Origin of the sequence: Nonomuraea wenchangensis, from assembly GCF_900111685.1 — a bacterium.
In the GTDB taxonomy this organism is placed as follows: domain Bacteria; phylum Actinomycetota; class Actinomycetes; order Streptosporangiales; family Streptosporangiaceae; genus Nonomuraea; species Nonomuraea wenchangensis.
The window spans coordinates 14,385-33,922 of the sequence record NZ_FOHX01000008.1 but is presented as its reverse complement, the minus strand read 5'-3'; the positions used below and the strand labels follow the sequence as shown (position 1 = coordinate 33,922).

Annotated in this window: 19 protein-coding genes; 6 read left to right on the top strand and 13 right to left on the bottom strand. The window is 73.6% G+C overall.

Annotation, left to right across the window (positions count from 1 at the left end):
• Positions 1 to 24 precede the first annotated feature (24 nt).
• From BMW85_RS24285 to BMW85_RS24250, 8 genes are all read right to left on the bottom strand, one after another.
• The gene (locus BMW85_RS24285; protein WP_177240859.1) at positions 25 to 1,620 is read right to left on the bottom strand and encodes an ABC transporter substrate-binding protein; all 1,596 of its coding nucleotides are present in this window, start codon (positions 1,618 to 1,620) and stop codon (positions 25 to 27) included.
• A 124-nt stretch (positions 1,621 to 1,744) separates the two neighbouring features.
• Positions 1,745 to 3,478, bottom strand: a complete 1,734-nt coding sequence (locus BMW85_RS24280) for a hydantoinase B/oxoprolinase family protein (protein WP_091085465.1) — start codon at positions 3,476 to 3,478, stop codon at positions 1,745 to 1,747.
• Positions 3,475 to 5,526 (bottom strand): hydantoinase/oxoprolinase family protein, encoded by a 2,052-nt coding sequence (locus BMW85_RS24275; RefSeq protein ID WP_091085462.1) that lies wholly within the window; start codon positions 5,524 to 5,526, stop codon positions 3,475 to 3,477. The genes BMW85_RS24280 and BMW85_RS24275 overlap by 4 nt, the downstream gene beginning before the upstream one ends.
• Complete coding sequence (locus BMW85_RS24270) at positions 5,523 to 6,812, bottom strand: amidohydrolase family protein (protein WP_177240858.1); 1,290 nt, start codon at positions 6,810 to 6,812, stop codon at positions 5,523 to 5,525. Before BMW85_RS24270 ends, BMW85_RS24275 begins: the two co-directional genes overlap by 4 nt.
• A gap of 8 nt (positions 6,813 to 6,820) precedes the next feature.
• Positions 6,821 to 7,978 carry an NAD(P)/FAD-dependent oxidoreductase gene (locus BMW85_RS24265; protein WP_218155911.1) on the bottom strand — a complete coding sequence of 386 codons (1,158 nt, stop codon included), beginning with the start codon at positions 7,976 to 7,978 and terminating at the stop codon, positions 6,821 to 6,823.
• Positions 7,975 to 9,465, bottom strand: coding sequence for an FAD/NAD(P)-dependent oxidoreductase (locus BMW85_RS24260; RefSeq protein WP_091085457.1), 1,491 nt, complete (start codon positions 9,463 to 9,465; stop codon positions 7,975 to 7,977). The genes BMW85_RS24265 and BMW85_RS24260 overlap by 4 nt, the downstream gene beginning before the upstream one ends.
• Entirely contained in the window at positions 9,462 to 9,749 is a 288-nt protein-coding gene (locus BMW85_RS24255) for a (2Fe-2S)-binding protein (RefSeq protein WP_091085455.1), read from the bottom strand. Before BMW85_RS24255 ends, BMW85_RS24260 begins: the two co-directional genes overlap by 4 nt.
• Entirely contained in the window at positions 9,746 to 10,693 is a 948-nt protein-coding gene (locus BMW85_RS24250) for a dihydrodipicolinate synthase family protein (RefSeq protein ID WP_091085452.1), read from the bottom strand. Before BMW85_RS24250 ends, BMW85_RS24255 begins: the two co-directional genes overlap by 4 nt.
• 217 nt (positions 10,694 to 10,910) lie before the next feature.
• On the opposite strand from BMW85_RS24250, the gene BMW85_RS24245 reads away from it, so the two are divergent.
• Positions 10,911 to 11,957 (top strand): LacI family DNA-binding transcriptional regulator, encoded by a 1,047-nt coding sequence (locus BMW85_RS24245; protein ID WP_091085450.1) that lies wholly within the window; start codon positions 10,911 to 10,913, stop codon positions 11,955 to 11,957.
• On the opposite strand, the gene BMW85_RS24240 is transcribed toward BMW85_RS24245, so the two are convergent.
• From BMW85_RS24240 to BMW85_RS24230, 3 genes are all read right to left on the bottom strand, one after another.
• Positions 11,911 to 13,311, bottom strand: a complete 1,401-nt coding sequence (locus BMW85_RS24240; RefSeq protein WP_091085448.1) for a hypothetical protein — start codon at positions 13,309 to 13,311, stop codon at positions 11,911 to 11,913. The two genes, BMW85_RS24245 and BMW85_RS24240, sit on opposite strands and share 47 nt — an antisense overlap.
• A gap of 160 nt (positions 13,312 to 13,471) precedes the next feature.
• On the bottom strand, positions 13,472 to 14,353 hold the full coding sequence (locus BMW85_RS24235) for a hypothetical protein (RefSeq protein ID WP_091085446.1): 882 nt from the start codon (positions 14,351 to 14,353) through the stop codon (positions 13,472 to 13,474).
• A complete protein-coding gene (locus BMW85_RS24230) occupies positions 14,353 to 14,907 on the bottom strand; it encodes an RNA polymerase sigma factor (RefSeq protein ID WP_091085444.1) in 555 nt (184 codons plus the stop codon). Before BMW85_RS24230 ends, BMW85_RS24235 begins: the two co-directional genes overlap by 1 nt.
• 102 nt (positions 14,908 to 15,009) lie before the next feature.
• Between BMW85_RS24230 and BMW85_RS24225 the strand changes: the two genes are divergently transcribed.
• Entirely contained in the window at positions 15,010 to 15,855 is an 846-nt protein-coding gene (locus BMW85_RS24225; RefSeq protein WP_091085441.1) for a pentapeptide repeat-containing protein, read from the top strand.
• Here the strand turns inward: BMW85_RS24225 and BMW85_RS24220 are convergent.
• Entirely contained in the window at positions 15,821 to 16,213 is a 393-nt protein-coding gene (locus tag BMW85_RS24220) for a hypothetical protein (RefSeq protein ID WP_091085440.1), read from the bottom strand. The two genes, BMW85_RS24225 and BMW85_RS24220, sit on opposite strands and share 35 nt — an antisense overlap.
• A 42-nt stretch (positions 16,214 to 16,255) precedes the next feature.
• Positions 16,256 to 16,657, bottom strand: coding sequence for a phytase (locus BMW85_RS50445; protein ID WP_245775033.1), 402 nt, complete (start codon positions 16,655 to 16,657; stop codon positions 16,256 to 16,258).
• Between BMW85_RS50445 and BMW85_RS50440 the strand changes: the two genes are divergently transcribed.
• Genes BMW85_RS50440 through BMW85_RS24195 form a run of 4 tightly spaced genes read left to right on the top strand, consistent with a single transcriptional unit; the run spans position 16,634 to position 19,453 of the window.
• Complete coding sequence (locus BMW85_RS50440) at positions 16,634 to 17,287, top strand: ATP-binding cassette domain-containing protein (protein WP_425434365.1); 654 nt, start codon at positions 16,634 to 16,636, stop codon at positions 17,285 to 17,287. The two genes, BMW85_RS50445 and BMW85_RS50440, sit on opposite strands and share 24 nt — an antisense overlap.
• A complete protein-coding gene (locus BMW85_RS24205; RefSeq protein WP_091085437.1) occupies positions 17,284 to 18,051 on the top strand; it encodes an HAD family hydrolase in 768 nt (255 codons plus the stop codon). The genes BMW85_RS50440 and BMW85_RS24205 overlap by 4 nt, the downstream gene beginning before the upstream one ends.
• Complete coding sequence (locus BMW85_RS24200; protein ID WP_091085435.1) at positions 18,039 to 18,851, top strand: inositol monophosphatase family protein; 813 nt, start codon at positions 18,039 to 18,041, stop codon at positions 18,849 to 18,851. Before BMW85_RS24205 ends, BMW85_RS24200 begins: the two co-directional genes overlap by 13 nt.
• On the top strand, positions 18,848 to 19,453 hold the full coding sequence (locus tag BMW85_RS24195; protein WP_218155910.1) for an HAD family hydrolase: 606 nt from the start codon (positions 18,848 to 18,850) through the stop codon (positions 19,451 to 19,453). The genes BMW85_RS24200 and BMW85_RS24195 overlap by 4 nt, the downstream gene beginning before the upstream one ends.
• Positions 19,454 to 19,538 lie beyond the last annotated feature (85 nt).

Below are 19,538 nucleotides of genomic sequence, written 5' to 3'. Positions count from 1 at the left end.
GGGGTCCCTCCTCGTGCGGGTGGCTCAGCCGACCTGGACCTTGTAGACGTCCACGGTCTGGTGGTGGGCCGGCTGGTAGGTGTAGCCGGTCAGGCCCTTGCGCAGGACCGTCACGTACTGCGCGTTCGACATGTTGATCGCGTAGTGGTCGGCGGCGATGAGCTGCTGGGCCTTGCCGTAGGCGGCGCACCGCTCGCTGTCGTCCGTCGCGCGCTGGCCCTGCTCGACGAGCTTGTCGACCTCGGGGTTGTCGTAGCCGCCGCTGTTCTGGCCGTTGTTGATGAAGGTGGAGTGGAACTGCACGTACAGCACCGCGTCCGGGTCCGGGTAGGCCGGGAAGCCGTAGATCATGCCGAGGTCGGGCGTGGTCTCGTTGGTCTTCATGCGGTCCACGTACTGCGGGTAGGTGATGGCCTCGAGGTTGAGGGTGACGCCGATCTCGGCCAGGTTGGACTGCAGCAGGGTGGCGGCCTGCTCCATCTCGGCGGTGGCCTTCAGGTACGTCATGGTGAGCTTGACGCCGCTCAGCCCGGCGTCGGCGAGGATCTGCTTGGCCTTGGCCACGTCGCGGGCCGGCTGCGGGGTGGAGGAGTCGAAGCAGGTCATGCCGCTCGGCAGCACGCCGACGGCCTTCTTGCCGGCGCCCTTGAGGATGGCGCTGATGTGCTGGTCGTAGTCGTAGGCGTGGCTGATGGCCTCACGCAGCTTCGGGTTCGACAGCGGCGAGTCCTTCATCTTGGCGAACACGTACAGCTGCACGTTGGTGTCGGCCTTGTCGACGGTGAACCCGGAGCTTTCCATGCCCGCCCAGTCGGTGGGCGCGATGTCCATGGCGATGTCGATGTCGCCGGAGGCCAGCGCCGTCTTCTGGGTGGCGGCCTGCGGCAGGTAGCGGAACACCACGTCCTTGGCCTGGTTGGTGAAGCCGCCCCAGTAGCCGTCGTGGCGGGTGAAGCGGGCCTCCTGGTTGGCGGTGTAGCCGGTCAGCTTGTAGGGGCCCGACCCGGCGTCGTTGGAGGCGAGCCACTTCTGGCCGTCGTCGCCGCCGGCGTTGGCGGTGACGAGCTTGGAGTTGAGCAGGTAGACGCGGGTGAGGGCGGAGGCGAACGGCGCGTACGGCTGCTTCAGCTTGATCGTGGCGTGGGTGTCGTCCGTGACCTCGGTGGAGTCGTAGGCCTTCACCAGGGAGGCGACGCCGATGCCGAGCCGGGCGATGCGGTCCAGGGTGTACTTCACGTCGGCGGCGGTCAGCTTGCTGCCGTCGTGGAAGGTGACGTCGTCGCGGAGGGTGAGGTCGAGCGCGGTGCCGTCGTCGTTGAACTTCCACTCGGTGGCGACCGACGGCGACAGCTCGCTGCCCTCGTAGCGCAGCAGCGTGTCGTAGGCGGGCACGGCCACCTCGTCCACGGTGGAGTTGTCCGCCTGGACGGGGTCGAAGGTGGCCGGGGGCTCGTTCTCGGCGATGATCAGCGTCTGCTTGCGGGCGTCCGTGCCGCCGCCGGCGGCGGAGCCGCCGCCGCACGCGGTGAGGGCGAGGGTGGCGGCCACGGCGGCCGCGACCAGGCGCGAGGGACGGACCCGGCGGGACCGGCCCGCCGGTGGGGGGATGGGGTGGGACATGGATCTTCTACCCTTCATGAGTACGCCGTTGCGGCGAACACCTGCTCCTGGTCACGGCGGCGTGCCGTGCCCGGTGGCCGGGTCCCGCGCCGGGCCCCGCAGCGGGGGCCGGCGCGGGACGCGGTCAGGAACCCGGGGCGGCCGATCGCGACGCCCTGGCGGGCGTGGGCCGCCAGGCGCCGGAGGGGTCCACGACGACGCCGTAGACCCGCTCCGCCGCCTGCGCGCTGACGTAGCCGTCGAGCACGTCGGCGACCACGGCGGCCGGGTCGCGGTCGAGCGGGTCGCCGTAGCCGCCGCCGCCCGCGGTGCGGTTGACGAAGCGGTCCCCCGCCCGCATCGCCGCCCGGTACATGCCGACCCGCTTGGCCCGGTCGGTGCCCGGCCAGAGCACCATCTCGCTCGGCTCGGGCTCCTGGCCGCCGTCCAGCGCCCAGGGGCGGGTCTTGCTCTTCTTCTTCATCGACAGCACCTCGCCGTCGGCGAGGTAGCGGACCTGCCGCAGCACGCCGACGCCGCCGCGGTGGCGGCCGGCCCCGCCGGAGTCGGGGATCAGTTCGAGCCGCTCGTGGAAGACGGTCGACTTGTGCTCCAGGACCTCGATCGGGGTGTTGCGCACGACGCTCTGCGACGGGTGCTGCTGGGCGTTGGCGCCGTCGTGGTCCTTGTGCGCGCCCCAGCCGATGCCCTCGTTGTTGCTGATGACGAAGTCCGACCCGGTACGCGGGTCGTGGCCGAGCGCCATGAAGCCGGGCTCGTCGCCGCCGGAGGACGCCGGGATGTCGTCGAGCACCTGCGCCAGCGCCTTGTGCAGCAGCTCGAAGGCGACGATGCCGCTCCACTGCGTGAACGTGGCCACCGGGTACTGGGCGTTGAAGAAGTTGCCGGGGTCGGCCTTGACGGTCAGCGCCCGGTAGTGGCCGGCGTTGGACGGCTCGCGCGCCGTCGTCAGCTCCTTGAACGTGGCCTTGGCCAGGCTCTCGGTGGCGCCGATCGGCAGGTTGACCGGGCCGAGCACGGCGCCGTCTGAGCCGTTGAAGTCGACCTCCATGCGGTCGCCGTCGATGGTGACCTTGACCTCCATGCGGATGAGGTCGTCGGTGATGCCGTCGTCGTCGCAGTAGTCCGCGGCCGTCCACGACCCGTCGGGCAGGGCGGCCACGGCCTTGCGGGCGACCCGCTCGCCGTGCTCGATGATCTGCCTGATGGCCTGGTCCACGGTGTCGCCGCCGAACTTCTCCCACACCTGGGCCAGCCGGTTCTCGCCGGTGCGCAGCGCCGCGAGCTGGGCGTGGAAGTCGCCGATGGTCAGGTCGGGCAGGCGCGAGTTGAAGCGGATCAGCTCGATGATGTCGCGCACCACCTCTCCCCGGCTGACGATCTTCGTGCCCGGGAAGATCAGGCCTTCCTGGTGCATGTCGGTGGAGTCCAGGACGTAGCCGGGGGCCTTGGCGCCCAGGTCCATCCAGTGCGCGCGGACCGCCAGGTAGGCCGCCGGGCCGTCGTGCCCGTCGCGGAACACCGGCGCGAACAGCATCGCGTCGTAGGAGTGGGCGCCGCTCCAGTACGGGTAGTTCAGCAGGTAGACGTCGCCGGGCGCGAGGTTGTCGCGGCCGACGTACTCCACGCCCTTGACGATGGCGTAGTCGTTGGCGCCCAGGAAGGACGTGATGCCGGCCGCCTCGGCGGTCAGGTCGAGGTCGGCGTTGTAGATCGAGATGCCGAAGTCGAGCACCTCGTAGATGACCGGGTTGAACGCCGCCCGCACCAGGGTGCGGCGCATCTGCTCGCCCACCGAGACCAGGTAGTTCCTGATCACCTCGACGGTGGCGCCGTCCAGCCGCTCGCCCGTGCTCATGCCTGGCCTCCCGTGATCACCAGTTGCCCGTATCGGTCGACGGTGAGCTGCTGGTCACCGAAGATGACCGTGGTGGAGGTGCCTTCCTCCACGATGGCCGGCCCGCTCACCTCGTGGCCGGCGCCCAGGGCGGCGCGCGCGTACACCGGGAAGGCGACCGTCTCGCCGGAGGCGACGTCGAACGCCGGGCGCTCGCCGACCGGCTCCGGGGCGGCGCTGGCGGCGGGCGGCAGCTCGCGCAGGCCCGGCTTGGACAGCCGGCCGACCGCGCGCACCCGCAGCGTCAGGATCTGGCCGGGCTCCGGCATGGCGTGGCCGTAGCGGGCCTCGTGCTGCCGGCTGAAGCGGTCGAGGACGGTGGCCGCGGTGTCGCCGGGCACCAGGTCGATGCCGAGGCTGTGCTCCTGGCCGTGGTAGCGCACGTCCAGGCGGCGGATCAGGGTGCGGTCCTCGGGCTTGACGCCCTGCGCGGACAGCACCTCCTCGCCCTGGCCCTCCAGCTCGGCGAACGCCTCCTCCAGCCCGGCCAGCGTCTCGTCGCTGAGGGGGCGCAGGACGGTGGTGGCGAACTCGTACTCCAGGTCCGACATCAGCATGCCGAAGGCCGAGAACGCGGCCGGCACCTGCGGCACGATCGTGGTCGCGATGCCCATCTCGCGGGCCAGCATGGGCGCCAGCAGCGGCCCCGCCCCGCCGAAGGCCAGCAGCGCGAACTCGCGCGGGTCCAGCGCCCGCTCCACGGTGATCTCGCGCAGCGCGCCCACCGTGCGGGCCAGCAGCACCTGGAAGACGCTGGCCGCGGCCCTGGTCACGTCCACGCCGAGCGGCTCGGCCAGCTTGGCCGCGACGGCGGCGCGGGCGGCGTCGGCGTCGATCGTCATGTCGCCGTCCAGGAACCCCGACGGGTCGAGGTAGCCGAGGACGAGCGCCACGTCGGTCACGGTCGGCTCGGTGCCGCCCGCCCGGTAGGCGACCGGGCCCGGCACCGCGCCGGCGCTGTGCGGGCCGACCTTCAGCAGGCCCTCGTCGATCCAGGCGATGGAGCCGCCGCCGGCGCCGACGGTGCGGATGTCGAAGATCGGGATGAGCAGCGGGAAGCCGTCGATGCCGGCCTCGTGCACCTCGCCGGGCTCGCCGTCCTCGATCACGCAGCAGTCCAGGCTCGTGCCGCCCACGTCGAACGTGATCACCTTGGCCAGGTTCTGCTCGCGGGCCAGGAAGGAGGCGCCGACGACGCCGCCCGCCGGTCCGGACAGCACCGTCATCAGCGGCGCCTGCCGGGCCAGCTCGGAGGTCATCGCGCCGCCGCCCGAGCGCATGATGTGCAGCGGGTGGGTCAGCCCGGCGTCGTTCAGCCGCGACTCCAGCGTGGCGATGTAGTCGTTGAGCACCGGCCGGATGTAGGCGTCGAGGGTGACGGTGCTGGTGCGCTCGTACTCGCGGTACTCGCGGGTGATGTCGGTCGAGGTCGAGACCGACACCTCGGGGTAGGCCTCGCGCAGGATGCGCGCCGCCAGCCGCTCGTGCTCGGGGTTGGCGTAGGAGTGCAGGAAGCAGACGGCCAGCGAGCGCAGGCCGTGCTCCTCCACCAGCAGCCGTCCGGCCTCGCGGACCGCGTCCTCGTCCAGCGGCTCGATCACCGTGCCCTGGGCGTCGATGCGGCCCGGCACGCCGGTGCGGTGGCGGCGGGGGACCAAGGGCGGCGGCGGGGCGTAGGAGAAGTCGTACATGTACTGGGCGGGCACGTTGGCGCGGGCGATCTCCAGCAGGTCGCGGAAGCCCTCGTTGGTGATGATCCCGACGTCGGCGCCGCGCCGCTGCAGGATCGCGTTGAGCCCGAGCGTGGTGCCGTGGACGAACGCCTCCACGTCGTCCAGCCGGCCGGCGAGCCCGCCGACGGCGTCGAGCACGCCGCGCGCGGGGGCGTCGGGGGTGGTGGAGGCCTTGTGCAGCCGCAGCTCGCCGGTGGCGTCGTCGTAGGAGATGGCGTCGACGAACGTGCCGCCGATGTCGACGGCGAAGCGGGTGCGGCCGGGGTCCTGGCTCACTGGGCGCCCTCCGTGGGGTGGGTGTCGGGAACGGCGGGCAGGTCGTCGCGGACGATCCGCCCGGCCTGCATGACGAAGGCGATCCGGCGCAGCGCGGACAGGTCGCTCAGCGGGTCGCGCTCGGTGACGATGAGGTCGGCGAGGTGGCCCTCCTCGACGGCGCCGGCCTGCCCCTGCAGGCCGACCAGCCGGGCCGCTTCGAGGGTGCCGGAGCGCAGCGCCTGCTCGGTGCTGAGCCCGGCCTCGGCCAGGAACTCCATCTCCCGGACCGCGACGACCGTGTCCTCGATCGGCTCACCGGGCGGGTAGTCGGTGCCGGCCAGGAACGTGATGCCCGGCCTCTCCGGGTCGTCGGGGTCGGCGACGCCGGCCGCGATGGCGGTGCGGATGCTGGCCAGGTGGCCGGGGCCGACCTCCAGGGCCCGCTCGATCTGCCAGGGGGTGAAGGAGTGCTCGGCCATCCACTCGGGGCAGCGGGTCACGCACAGCGTCGGCGTCAGGTACACCCGCTGGGCCGCCATCTGCCGGGCGGTGTCGGCGTCGAGCTCGTAGGCGTGCTCGTAGCCGCGCACGCCCGCGCTGAGCGCCTCGCGGATGGCCGAGCCGGCGCCGGCGTGGGCGGTCACGTACGTGTTGTGCTCCTCGGCGGCGCGGACCACGGCACGCATCTCGTCGATCGTCATCTGCGCGCCGGTGAACGACTCGCCCTGGTGGGCGATGCCGCCGGTGATGAAGATCTTGATGAGGTCGGCGCCGGCGGCCAGCTCGGCGCGGGCGGCCCGCAGGAAGGAGTCATAGCCGTCGGCGTAGACGCAGGCGCTGCCGTGCCCGTGGCCGCCGGTCGTGGAGATGGCGCGGCCGGCGCCCACGATCCGCGGCGCCTCCACCCAACCCTGGCCGGCGGCGGTGCGGACGAGGAGGTCGGCGCGGTTCTGCTCGTGCACGGAGCGGATGGTGGTGACGCCCGCGTAGAGCGCGTCACGGGCACGCGACAGGGCGCGCAGCGCCGTGATGCCGGAGTCCTCCGCCTCGTCGGTGGCCGAGAACGGGTAGACCACCGACAGGTGCGTGTGCACCGAGATCAGCCCGGGCAGCAGGTAGCGTCCGCCCAGCCGCACGGTCCGCGCCCCGGGAGGCGGGGCGTCGGCGGTGATCCGGTCGATCCGCCCGCCGCGCACGACGACGTTGGTGTCGCGCCGGACCTTGCCCGACCGCACGTCCACGACGTGCCCGCCGGACAGCCACACCGGCTCGTTCGCGGGCGCTCGCCCGTCTGTCGCTGTCACCTGTCTCCTCATCTCTTCTTCTCGGGGAGGTCTTGCATGAGCCGCTCCGGTCCCAGGTCGGAGATGTCCACGGGCGGCTCGGCGCCGGCCACGAGGCGGCGCAGGGTCTCCGCCCACAAGGGGGCGAAGGTGAAGGCGTACGTGCCGCCCGCGACGAGGAACCCCGGGCTGCCCGGCACCTCGCCGATCACCGGCATCTCGTCGGGGGTGGCGGCGAGCGGCCCGGCCCACGCCCGCAGCAGGCGCAGCCCGCGTACGAACGGCAGGATCCGCACGGCCAGCGCCAGGTTGCCCACCATGCTGTCCACGCCCGCGTCGCTGCGGCCGTCGAGGTCCAGCCGGCGGGCCGGCCAGCCGCCGCCGACCAGCAGGTTGCCCGCGCTGACCTGCTTGACCGACAGGCCCTCGCCGATGTGCTGCACCAGGTGCGGCAGCCCGGCGGGGGAGCGGACGGTGGCGTGCATCTGGATCGCCACCGGGGCCAGGTCGAGCGTGATCCCCGCCAGCGCGGCGATCCGGTGCAGCCACGGCCCGGCCACGTCGATCACCACCGGCGCCACCACCTGACGGGCGCCGGCCGTCACCCGCCAGCCGCCGCCGTCGCGGGCGACGCCGGTGACCGGCGCGAACGGCACCAGCTCGGCGCCGTGCCGCACCGCGTCGGCCAGGTAGGCCGGGGTGACCTTCAGCGGGTTGGCGTAGCCGTCGAGCGGGCACCAGGTGGCGGCGGCGACGCTCGGACCGAGCTGGGGCAGCGCGGCGCGGGCCGCGTCGCCGTCGAGGATCTCGGTGGTGATGCCCGCCGCGTGCTCCCACGCCTGCTTGTCGTGCAGCTCGCGTACCTGGGCGGGGGTCTCGGCGACGGTGAAGCCGCCGCTGCGGCGCAGCTCGACCGAGGCGTCCAGGTCGTCCTCGACGTCCTGCCACAGGTCGCTCGCGGCGCGCTGCAGCGGCGTGAAGCGGGCGCTGTCCAGGGGGACGGCCTGGCCGGGCCGCCGGGTGTGGACCGCCTGCACGTGCAGGTTGCCCGCGGTGGTGCCCGAGCCCTCGCGGCCGGGGGCGCCGCGTTCCAGCACCACGACCCGGTGGCCGTCGCGGGCGAGCCGGCTGGCGGCCGACGCGCCGAGCACGCCGGCGCCGATGATCACCACGTCGGCGGTCGTCACGCGGCCTCCCCTTCGCCGGCCGGCTCAGGCCCGACAGGTTCGGGCCGGGCGGCTTCAGGCCGGGCCGCTCCTGCCCGGGTCGCTTCCGTCGGGGCCACTTCCGTACGGGTCGCTTCCGTACGGGCCATTTCCAGGAGGGTCGTCACCGGGACGGGGCGGACCGGGAGGCGGGACGGGAAGACGTCCGGGGACGTCCTGGCCACGGCGGAGACGGCGAAGCCGCACTCGCGGCCCTGGCAGGGGCCCATGCCCGCGCGGGTCCACGCCTTGGTGGCGTTGACGTCGCCGGCGGTGGTCCGGGCGACCCTGCGGACCTCGCCCGCGGTGACCGCCTCGCAGCGGCACAGCGTGGCGGCGTCCGGCAGCGTGGCCGGCAGCAGCCTCGCCAGCTCGGCCGGAGCCGGGTAGAGGGCGTCGGTCAGCTTCTTGAAGCGTTCCAGGCGGCGTCCGGCCCTGGCCGGCCGCCGCAGCTCGGCGGCGGGCACGTCGTGTCCCTCGCGGGCGAGGATGTCGAGAGCGGCCGTGAGGCCCCGGGCCGCCGCGATGGGCGCGCCGCCGATGCCGGCCGCCTCGCCGATGACGTACACGTCGTCGCGGGTGGAGCGGCCGGAGGCGGTGAGGACCGGCGTCGCGTCGCCGGTCGCCGGGTCCGTACGCACCGCGCAGCCCAGCATCCTGGCCAGGTCGGACTGCGGGCGGAACCCGTAGCCGACGCAGAGTGCGTCCACGGCGACCGTGCGCACCGCCCGCGTGGGAGCGGCGGTGGCGGCCAGCGTCACGGACGTGACGCGCTCGCCGCCGTCGGCGCGCACGACCACGGTGTCCTGCCAGAGCGGCACGCGGGCGCGGGCCAGGCGGGCGGCGTAACCGGCCAGCTCGCGCAGCCGCGCGGGATGCCGTACGGCGCCGAGCGCCCGCAGGCCGGGCCGGTAGGGGTGGCCGGCCTCGGCGATCCCGGCGACGTTCACGCCGAGTGCCAGCAGCGAGCAGGCGACGGGAAGAAGGAACGGTCCAGAGCCGGCCAGCAGCACGCGCTCGCCGATCGGCGTGTGGTCGGCGGCGGCCAGGTGCTGGGCGAAGCCGGGCGTGGTCACGCCGGGCAGCTGCCAGCCGGGGAAGGGGAAGGGGCGTTCGTAGGCGCCGGTGGCGACGATCACGTACCGGCCGCGCAGGCGCACCGGGTGCTCGGCGGGGTCGGAGACCAGCAGCGTGCGGCCGTCGTCGTCGACGCCCCACACCAGGTGGCCGGTGCGGCACTCGACGCCCGCCGCGCGTACGGCCTCGACCAGGCGGCGGCCCTCGGGGCGGTGCTCGCCCCAGACGCGGGCGACCTCGGGGGCCGGCCGGCGGAAGTACTGGCCGCCCAGCTCGGGCTGCTCGTCCAGGACGGTCACGCGCAGTCCCGCGGCCGCGAGCCGGCGGGCCGCGGCGAGCCCGGCGGGGCCGCCGCCGACGATCACGACGTCCCGCTCCTCGTGCCTGGTCATGGGCGTTCCTCCGTGCCGGCCGTCTCGACGCGCATGCCGGGCCGCACCGGGGTCAGGCAGGCCCGTACGCCGGGACGCCCGTCCACGGTCACCTCGCACTCCAGGCAGATCCCCATGCCGCAGAACGGGCCGCGCGGCTCGTCGCTGACCGGGTTGCGGCGGAAGGTCCAGACGCGGTCGCCGACGAGCGCGGCGGCCAGGCTGACGCCCTTGACGGCGTTCACCGGCCGGCCGTTCACCTCGAAGGTGACCGTGCTCGGGGTGGCCGGCGCCTTCGCGCTCATCCCCGGGCTCCCAGCGCGGCCTTCAGGCCCGACTCGGTGAGCACGGCGTCGATCGCGCGCAGCCTCGTCTCGTCCTCGATCGGCAGCAGCGGCGGCCGTACGTGGCCGCCCGGCTGGCCGAGCAGCCGCATGGCGGCCTTGAGCTGGGCGATGGGGGAGCCGAACACGCCGCTGTAGTCGGGGTTGATCAGCCGCGAGGACAGCGCGGTGTAGCGGTCGGCCCAGGCGCGGGCGGTGCCGGCGTCGCGGGCGGCGACCGCCTCGTAGTAGGGGACGGCGAACGGGGCGCCCATGCCGCCGCCGTCGATGTTGCCGTCGCCGCCGAGCTCCATGAGCACGGCCAGGCCGCGCCGGTGCAGGAAGCTGCCGAACACCCGGACCCGGTCGCTGACCGCCTCGACCGTGCCGAGCATGCGCAGCCAGTCGCCGGTGCTGTCCTTGATGGCGACGACGTTGTCCAGGTCCGCCAGCCGCGCGGCCAGCCCAGGATGGGCGGAGATGTCCACGGCGACGCCGCGCGGCCAGTTGTAGACCATGAACGGCAGGGCGGTGGCCGAGCTGACGCGGTCGTAGAAGTGCACGATCTCGTCCGGCCCCGGGTGGACGTACGGCGGGGGCGTGGCGAGCAGCCCGTCGGCGCCCGCCTCGGCGGCGTGGCGGGCCAGGGCGATCGCCTCGTCCGGGGTGTAGGCGGTGACGCCGGCGATCACGGGGAAGCGGCCGGCGACCTCGTCCACCGCGATCTCGACGACCCGGCGGCGCTCGTCGGCGCTCTGGCTGAACCACTCTCCGGTGCTCCCGTTGACCAGGACCCCGTGCACTCCCTGCTCGGCGTACAGGCGCAGGAGCGCGCGCCAGGCATCCTCGTCGAGGAGCCCGTCGGCGGTGAAGGGTGTGGGGGCGGCCGGCCAGTAGCCGTGCCAGGTGACGTCGTCGCGGTCCATGCGGTTCTCGACCTCGTGGGGGTTGGTTTGGGATCGATTGCACAAGGTTGTAGCACCGCCTCGATTCCGGTCAAGAGGGAATTTGGGTTTTTACGCGGCGAAATATCGCCGTTACATCGACGCACTGACGATCTTCTGGCAGGATCCACGTGCATAATGGGATCGATCCCAAAGATCCACACCAGACGGCACCGGACAGCACCAGACAGGGGAGACGATGCGGATCGGACTGAAGGAGGTCGCCGCGGAGGCCGGAGTGTCCCGCAGCACCGCCTCGCGCGCCCTCAGCGGATCCCCGCTGATCTCCGCCGAGACCCGCGCGGCCGTCGAGCAGGCCGCGGCCCGGCTCAACTACCAGCCCAACCGGCTCGCCGGCGCCCTGCGCTCCAAGCAGTCCCACCTGGTGGGCCTGGTGCTCAACAACCTCATCAACGCCTCCTTCCACACGATCGCCGAGGTGGTCCAGCGCCGCGCCGCCGACGAGGGCTACCAGGTGATGCTCGGGATCACCGACGCCGACCCCGCGCGGGAGAAGGAGTTCCTGCGCACCCTCGCCGCGCACGGCGTGGACGGCCTCATCGTCATCGGCACCGGCAAGAACGGCGCCACCACCAACGCCCTGCTCGCCGAGGGCACCGGCGTGGTCAACGTGATACGCCGCCCGGCCGACAGCGCCGCGCCGTCCGTGCTGGCAGCCGACCGCGAAGGCGCCCACGCGGCCACCTCCCACCTGCTCGACCTCGGCCACGAACGCATCGGCTTCATCGGCGGCGAGCTCACCGCCGACTCAGGGCGCGAACGCTTCGCCGGCTACGAGCAGGCCCTGCGCGAACGCGGCCTCGCCGTGGACGAGTCCCTGGTCGAACGCGGCCCCTTCGCCCCCGGCTTCGGCACCGAGGCCATCACCCGGCTGCTGCGCCGCGCCCCCCGGATGACCGCGCTGTTCGCGGCCAACCACGAGGCGGTGTTCGGCATCCTGCCCACGCTGGCCAGCACCGGCGTCTCCGTGCCCGGCGACCTGTCGCTGGTGTGCCACGAGGACATCTCCTGGCTGCGCTACTGGTCGCCGGCGATCACCGTCGTCGACAACGGCGCCGCCGAGTTGGGCGAGCTGGCCATGAACCTCTTACTGCAGCAGATGAAGCACGGCGACGGTGGGCGCGACGGCGCCCAGGAGGCGCGCAACGGCCGGGCCTACCGGGTGGGCGCGCAGCTCGTCATCCGCGACTCCACCGCGCCCCCGGCGACCCGTCGCGACGGGTGAACGCCAGGGCCGCCGCGAGGCAGGCGACCGGGACCACCGGCAGCACGTAGCGGTGGTCGAAGTCCAGGACGGCGACCGGGCCGATCAGCAGGCCCGCCGCGACCGCCCACGGCAGCAGCGCCACGGCGGGCCGCCGCACCGCGGCCACCCCGCCGAGCAGCAGGATCGCGCCCAGCAGGGGGCCCCGCAGGTAGGCGGCGTACTGGTAGGCGACGAGGAAGTCCGCGTACGGCGACACCGACTCCGCGCCGCGCAGCTCCGGGTCGTACTCCCGCTGGACCTTCGCGACCAGCGGCTGGTCCGGCAGCGGCCAGCGGCCGTGGCCGAAGCCGAAGGCGGGCGTGGTGCGGGCGGGATGGGCGATCGGGGTCCAGGAGAAGGCGATGGCGGTGTCCCGCGCGACCTCGCCCAGGTAGTCGAGCGGCTGGGCGGCGATGGCGCGCAGCGCGAACGAGCGGGCCAGGTCGTTGTGGGCGAAACGGTCGCCGGGCAGGAGGTTGAGCGAGGAACCCGAGGCCCACACGTACTCGGAGGCGGCGTCCACCTTCGTGCCGTTGGGGCAGAGCCGGGCCTCGGCGGGCGGCGGCTGGACGCGGGCGCAGTCGGCGAAGGTCATCGTCCGGGCCCACAGCGCGACGCCGTCCGCGCCGCTGAGCGCGAACCTGCCGTGGTGCTGGGCGTACCAGGCGGCGTACGCGGCCAGGGGCAGCGTCCCCGCCAGCGCCAGCGCGGCCAGCCGGCGCCACCCCGCACGCCGCACGGCCAGCACGAGCACGACGAGCAGGAGCAGCGGGAGCGCGATCGTCCGCGTGAGCGCGGCCAGCGCGAACAGCAGGCCCGCCGCGGTCGCCGCCCGCACGGACAGGCGCGGCGACCACATCAGCACGGCCAGCCCCGCCACGACGAGGAAGATGAACTGGGTGTCGGACAGGACGGCGTGCTCCAGCCGCAGGAACGAGGCGTCGAACAATGGCGGCACGGTGGCCGCTGCCGCCGCCCAGGCGGGCGCCGACCTGCGCCGCAGCACGGCGTACACCAGCACGGCGATGCCCAGGCCGAGCGCGTGCTGCACGGCCGCGACCAGCTCGACGCTGTGGAACGGCAGCAGCGCCCGCAGCAGCAGCGGGTAGCCGATCGGGTGGAAGGCCGCCGACGGGGCGAGGTGCGCGGCGGTGTCGAGGTAGGTGTAGGAGTCGTACCAGTAGAGGGTGGCCGGGCGGTAGCCGAGCATCGTGACCACGCGCAGCGCCGCCGCCAGGGCGAGCAGCACGGCGAACGCGCGGTGACCGGCGAGGAGGCGGGCGAGGGCAGCGCGCCGCGAGGGCAGCACGGCAGGAGGGGTGTCGACGAGCACGAGAGATCCGATCGGCGGGGAACGCGGGGAGGTCCGCGCACGCGGCAGCGGCACGCATGGCGGTGAGAAGAGCCGGCACGGCAGTGAGAAGAGCCGGCGCGGCGGCATCGGGCGCCGCGCCGGTAGGAGGAGCCCCGTCTACGAGGCTTCCGGGGACGGGTCAGCAGCGAGGCTTCGCGTGCTGGTCCACGGCGCGCGGCTCGGGGCCGACCAGCAGGAGCGCCTCGCCGTCGGCGCTCATGACGCCTTCGTGCACGTACCAGCCGGCGGGGGCAGAAGGCTGCGCTCGTTGCCAGTCGGCGACGTACGACGGGGTCACGCCACGCTCGCGCAGCATCGCCCCGACCTCGGCCACCGACTTGTTGACATAGGCCACGCAGTGCAAGGGCTCGCCGGGCATGGCGATGCCGGGCGGCATCCGGTACTTCTCGCCGGGTCCGGCCGGCCTGCCGAGCGTGATCTGGGCCTTCTTGTCGAAGTCGGCCGGCACCTTGACGCCGATCGGGCAGCCGGCGGATCGTGCGCAGGTCCCGGGCGCGTCGATGGTGGTGATCGGGCCCTCGGCGGACACCGCATGACCGGCCCGCAGCCGGTCCAGGTCGTGGAGCACGAAGATCCCCCCGGCCTGGCTCGCGGAGGTCGGCACCACTTCGAGCGTGATGTCCAGGCCCCGGGCCTTGAGCTCGCGCTGGTACACCTCGGGCTCGGCCATCAGGTCCTTGACCGTGATCACGTAGGCGCCGTCCACGAGCCGGATGTCGAGGGCCGCGGAGGCGGGCGCCTGGGCGACTCCGAAGGACAGCAGGGTCGCCAGCGCGGCCAGCGCCGGCACGGTCACCCACGTCCGGCGCCGGCGGGGCACGCGGGCCTGCTCGGTGGCCGGGCTCACGGTGTCCGGGCTCGCGATGGCCGGGCTCACGGTGACGCTGTGGGCGGCGACCGGGTGCGCCGTGATCTCCTCCAGCAGCTCCTTGGCGATCGGCGTCATGCCGGGGCCGGGGTCGGGGGCGAGGCTCGCCACCAGGCGGTCGAGGTCGTGCATCAGATCGCTCCCTTCGCCAGCTCCATGGCACGCAGTCCGATGGCGGCGACATCGACGCCCGCCGCGCGCAACTCCCTCGCCAGGCGTTTACGGGCGCGGTGCAGCCGCAGCCGGGCGGCGCCGCGCGAGCATCCCAGGACCGTGGCGACCTCGTCCGAGCCCAGCCCTTCCCACCCGACCAGCGCGAGGATCTCGCGATCGTCGGGGCTCAGCCGCGCGAACGCCTCCCGCACGCCGGGGAGCACGACGCCGGGCCGGTCCGGCTCCGCCCATGCGGCCAGCTCCCGGCCGAGCCGTTCCACCAGCTCGCCGCGGCGCGACTCGGCCCGGCGGCCGTTGGCCAGCACGCGGCGGGCCACGCCGAACAGCCACAGACGCGCGTCCCGCCCCTCGGGGATGTCGTCGAGGCGGCGCCAGGCCGTGGTGAACGTCTCGGCGAGGGCGTCGGCGGCGTCGTCCGATGAGTCCGTACGCCGCCTGACATAGGCGAGGATGTCGGCATAGTTGGCAACGTAGATCACCTCGAAGCGCCGCTTGCGGTCAGGGGGAGTCACGCTGCCTTCTCTCGTCCGGGGTCCCGACATCCTGTACCTGTCCGGACCGTCCGGATCGTTTCACCCCGATTTCTGTCGGTGTCGGATGCGAGACTCCGCGCCATGAATTCCCTACTCCCGGGCGGGCCGGAAGCGACGAGCATCGTTCGCGGGGAGCTCCGTGACCAGCGGTTCCAGCTGCCTGCCGGGGTGAGCGAGGTGGACTTCGACCGGGCGCGGCTGACGAACGTGGACTTCACCGGGACGCGCTTGCGCTGCTTCGTCGCCCGCGGCAGCGCGTTCGACGGCTGCGACTTCTCCGGCGCCGGCTTCGAGCAGCTGCTGATGGGCATCCCCGACCCCGGACGGGAGCGGGAGCGCCTCACCTGGCCGCAGACCGTCTTCCGCGACTGCACCTTCCGCCGCACCCGCTTCGCGGAGCAGACCTTCTTCGGGAACGTACGGTTCGAGCGGTGCGTGTTCGACCGATCCCGGCTGCGGCAACATACGTTCACCTGCGAGGCCGAGTTCGTCGACTGCGTCTTCATCGGCCGCGTACGCGACATGAACTTCTGGGGCCGCCCGCACGATCACGACCGGGCCGCGCTCGGCAGAGACCACAACGACTTCACCGGCAACGACTTCACCGCCGCCGAGCTCGACGGCGTCTCCTTCAACCACATCGACCTGCGGGCCCAGCGTTTCCCCGGCCTGCCCGGGTACGCGCTCCTCGACCGGATCGCCGAGCGGGTGCGTGCGGTGCTGCCGCTGGTGGACGGCTGGCCGGACGACAAGCACCGTCAGGAGGCCCGTTTCGCGCTGGAGTTCCTCGCGGACTCGGCGCACGTCCGGAACGACGATCAGGCTCTGGTGACCCCGGCGAGCATGGGCCGCAAGCTGCCGCCCGCCCTCCGGGAGGAGCTGTTCGCCGCGTTCAGACGCACGTCCAGCGATACATCCCGTGGCTGAGCCGCACCGCCTCGCGGGCCAGATCGCGCAGGGCGGTGACGCGTTCGATCTCGTACTCCTCGAGCAGCTCGTCCTCGGCGTACTCACGTAGCCGCGCGTCCTCCACGGCGGCGAGCGCGGCGACCGTCTCCGGCATCAGCCGGTCCACGCCCGCCGCCTCACCGTCGTCGGCCACGACCTCGCTGCCGCCGAACTCGCTGACGTCGCGCCCGCTGAGCTCGGCCACCAGGTCGTCGAGCTCGTTGATCCAGCCCTTGCAGTCGACGAACGGCAGCTTCGACCAGCCCGGCCCGCTGGCCATGGCCCGCTCGGCCGACTCGTCGGAGTCGGCCACGAAATAGTCCACCAAGACGCCCATGGTCGAACATCTTATCGATAAGCCTGGCGCCCTGTCTTGCGGTCAGTCGCGCGGGCGCCAGCCGCCGGTGTCCACCTCCAGGTCCAGCTCGTCGGCGATGTCGTCCCAGTCCACGAGCTTGAAGTTGGTGTTCTCCCGGTCGGCCGTGGCCGGTGTGTTCTCGCCGTCGTGCGCGACGAACAGGCCCTTGTCGAAGTCGCCGAGCGGCACGTTGAGCACCGTCGAGCCGTCGCTGTGCTCGGCTCCGTCCAGGCCGTCGCCGGCGCCGATCCGGAACTGGCCGAGGTAGGCGTTGGAGCCCTCGCGCCGGTAGACGGCGAACGTGCTGTCGCCCTGGCTTGAGGCCAGCAGGTAGCCCTTGCCGTCCCGGCGGTAGTAGATCGTCAGTCCCTCGGCGTCGGCGGCCAGGTGGGTGCCGCCGTGGCCGGGGTCGGCGCCGGGCACGCACTCGTCGGTCGCCGGGTCGTAGGTGCCCGGCACCCCGTACTCGCGGACCCGGACCGCTACCCGTCGCAGCTGTCCGGCGGGCAGCAGCAGCGCGTGGCGCTGGCCAGGATGCTCGCCGTCAACCCGTCGGTGCTGCTGCTCGACGAGCCCCTGTCCAACCTCGACGCGCGGCTGCGGCTGGAGACGCGCGCCGAGCTCAAGCGCATCCACGAGGAGTCCGGCGCGACCATCGTCTTCGTCACCCACGACCAGCTCGAAGCCCTCACCATGGCGACCGGCATAGCGGTCATGAACGCGGGCGAGCTGCAGCAACTCGCCGCCAGAGACCCGGGGACGGCGCCCGCGGCCGTCGGCGTCCGCCCGGAGGCGCTGCGCCTCGGCGCCGTGCTCGGGGCCGCCCCCGGGGCGGTCTGGCGGGAGGAGGCGCTGGTCGAGGCGGTGCTGCCGGCCGGGTCCTCGTGGACGGTGCGGCTGCGGGTCCTCGGCACCGAGCTGTTCGCGGTGTCGTACACGCCGGTCGAGGCCGCGCCGGGCGACGTGCTCGACTGCTGGAGCGACCAGCTCCACCTGTTCGACGCGGACGGGGCCCGCATCACCTCCTGGGACCGCGCGGGGGTGCGCGCGTGATCAGGCCCAAGGCGCTGCTCCTGGACTTCGGCGGCGTGCTCGTCGAGACCGCCCGGCGGCCGTCATGGGCCGCCGAGCTGGCCGCCGAGGTGCACGGCCTGCTCGCGCGGGCGGGCTTCGACGGCCTCGGCGTGGCGGAGGTCGAGGCTGACGTCCGGGCGGGGGCCCGCGCGGACTCGTACTGGAAGGACTCCACGTCCCGGCTGCCGGCCCCGCGGGAGATGACGCACCGCGAGTTCTGGGCCGACTACGTCACCGCCGACTGGCCCGAGCAGGCCCGCGCGCTGGTCGCCGTGGAGGCGACGCCGCTGTGCCGGCGCATGGGGGAGCTGCGCAGCGGCCGCGAGCTCCGGCCCGGCACGGAGGAACTGCTGGCCGCCTGCCGGGAGCGGGCCATCCTCCCCGCGGTCGTCAGCAACGCCCTGTGCGGCGCGGTGCACCGCGACTTCCTGGCCCGCGCGGGCCTGGACCACCTGTTCGCCGCGCAGGTGTACAGCGACGAGGTCGGCGTGCGCAAGCCGAACCCCGAGATGATCCGGCTCGCCTGCCGTGCCCTAGGCGCGGACCCCGCCGAGACCTGGTACGTCGGCGACAACCACGACCGCGACGTGGTCTGCGGCGTCCGCGCGGGAGCCGGGGCCACCGTCCTGATGGTCTCCCGCAGCACCGCCGAGATCCCCTACCGCGTGCGGCAGCGCCCCGACGCGACCGTCGACGACCCGCGTGACCTGCTGAACTTCCTGGAGACGACATGGACGACATGACCCCGCGCGAACTGGCCGCGGTCGCCGCCGAGGCCGCCCGCGCGGTCGGTGACCGCCTCAGGGCCGCCTTCCGCTCCCGGCCCGAGATCCGTACGAAGAGGGACTTCCACGATCCGGTGACCGAGCACGACAAGGCGGCCGAGGACGACATCCGCGCCCTGCTCGCCGCCCGCTGCCCCGGCGGCGTGGTGGTGGGGGAGGAGGGCGGGGTCCAAGGCAGCGCCGGCGGAGGCGTCCGCTGGTACGTCGACCCCATCGACGGGACCGCCAACTTCGCCGCCGGGCTGCCGTTCTTCTGCACCTCCATCGCCGCCACCGTGGCCGGCGCGGTGGTCGCAGGGGTGGTCTACGACCCGTTGCGCGACGACGAGTTCAGCGCCTGGCTCGGCGGCGGCGCCCGCTGCAACGGCGAGCCCATCCGCAGCGCAGGTGCCACGACCGACCGCGAGGCCATGCTCCTGTCCGGATTCCCCGGCCCCCGTGACCTGGCGGCGGAGGGCGAGGAGGCGCTGCGCCGCTTCGCCCGCATGGTCGGCGCGTTCGCCTCCACCCGCCGCTCCGGCAGCGCCGCGCTGAAGCTCGCCCACGTCGCCGCCGGCTGGTCCGACGTCGCCTACGGCACCCACGTCAACGCCTGGGACGTCGCGGCCGGCGCCCTTCTCGTCAGCGAGGCCGGTGGCCGCTACCTCCCCCTGTCCGGGGACATTCTCGCCCCCGGCGGTTACCTGGCCTGCGTCGGCGGCTACGACCTCGACGGCTCGGTGATGGCCGAGGTGGCCGGGGCGGGGCGGGCCTCGTGATCCGCTGGATCGTCACCGACCTGGACGGCACGCTCGTGGGCCGCGACCTCGCCATGGTGCCCGCCGGCCGGGAGGCGCTGCTGGCGCTGTTCGCCGAGCCGCCCGACGGCGCGTACCCGGTCGGGTTCTGCGGCGGCGAGGCGTGGGCCGTCCACGACGTGCCCGAACTGCGGGAGTACGCCCGCCGCGACGGCATCGCCCTGCGCCACCCCGGCCACTGGACGGCGCTGCCGTCCGACCGGATCACCACGTGCATGCTGATCGGCTCCCGTCCGGCCGCCCCGGACATCCCGGGCACGGTGACGACGCGTTCGGAGGCGACGTACCTGGAGATCCTGCCGGCCGGGGCCACCAAGGGCGCCGCCCTGCGCGCCCTGGCCGCCGCCGAGGGGGTGCCCCTGGAGGAGGTGGCCGCCGTCGGCGACAACCCCAACGACCTCGACATGATCGCCGCGGCCGGCCTGGGCGTCGCCGTGGGCGACGGCCACCCCGACGTACGCGCGGCCGCCGGCACGGTGGTGCGCTCCTGCGCGGACGGCGCCGTCGCCGACGTCGTGGACCTGGCCTTCCAGGCCAACGGCTGGGCGACATCCGGCCGCTGACGTCCCGGTGGTGGCGCGGACGAGACGCGGAGATCACCCCGTCGTTGTAAGCTCCGACGTTCACGATGCCGATCTTCACGATGCC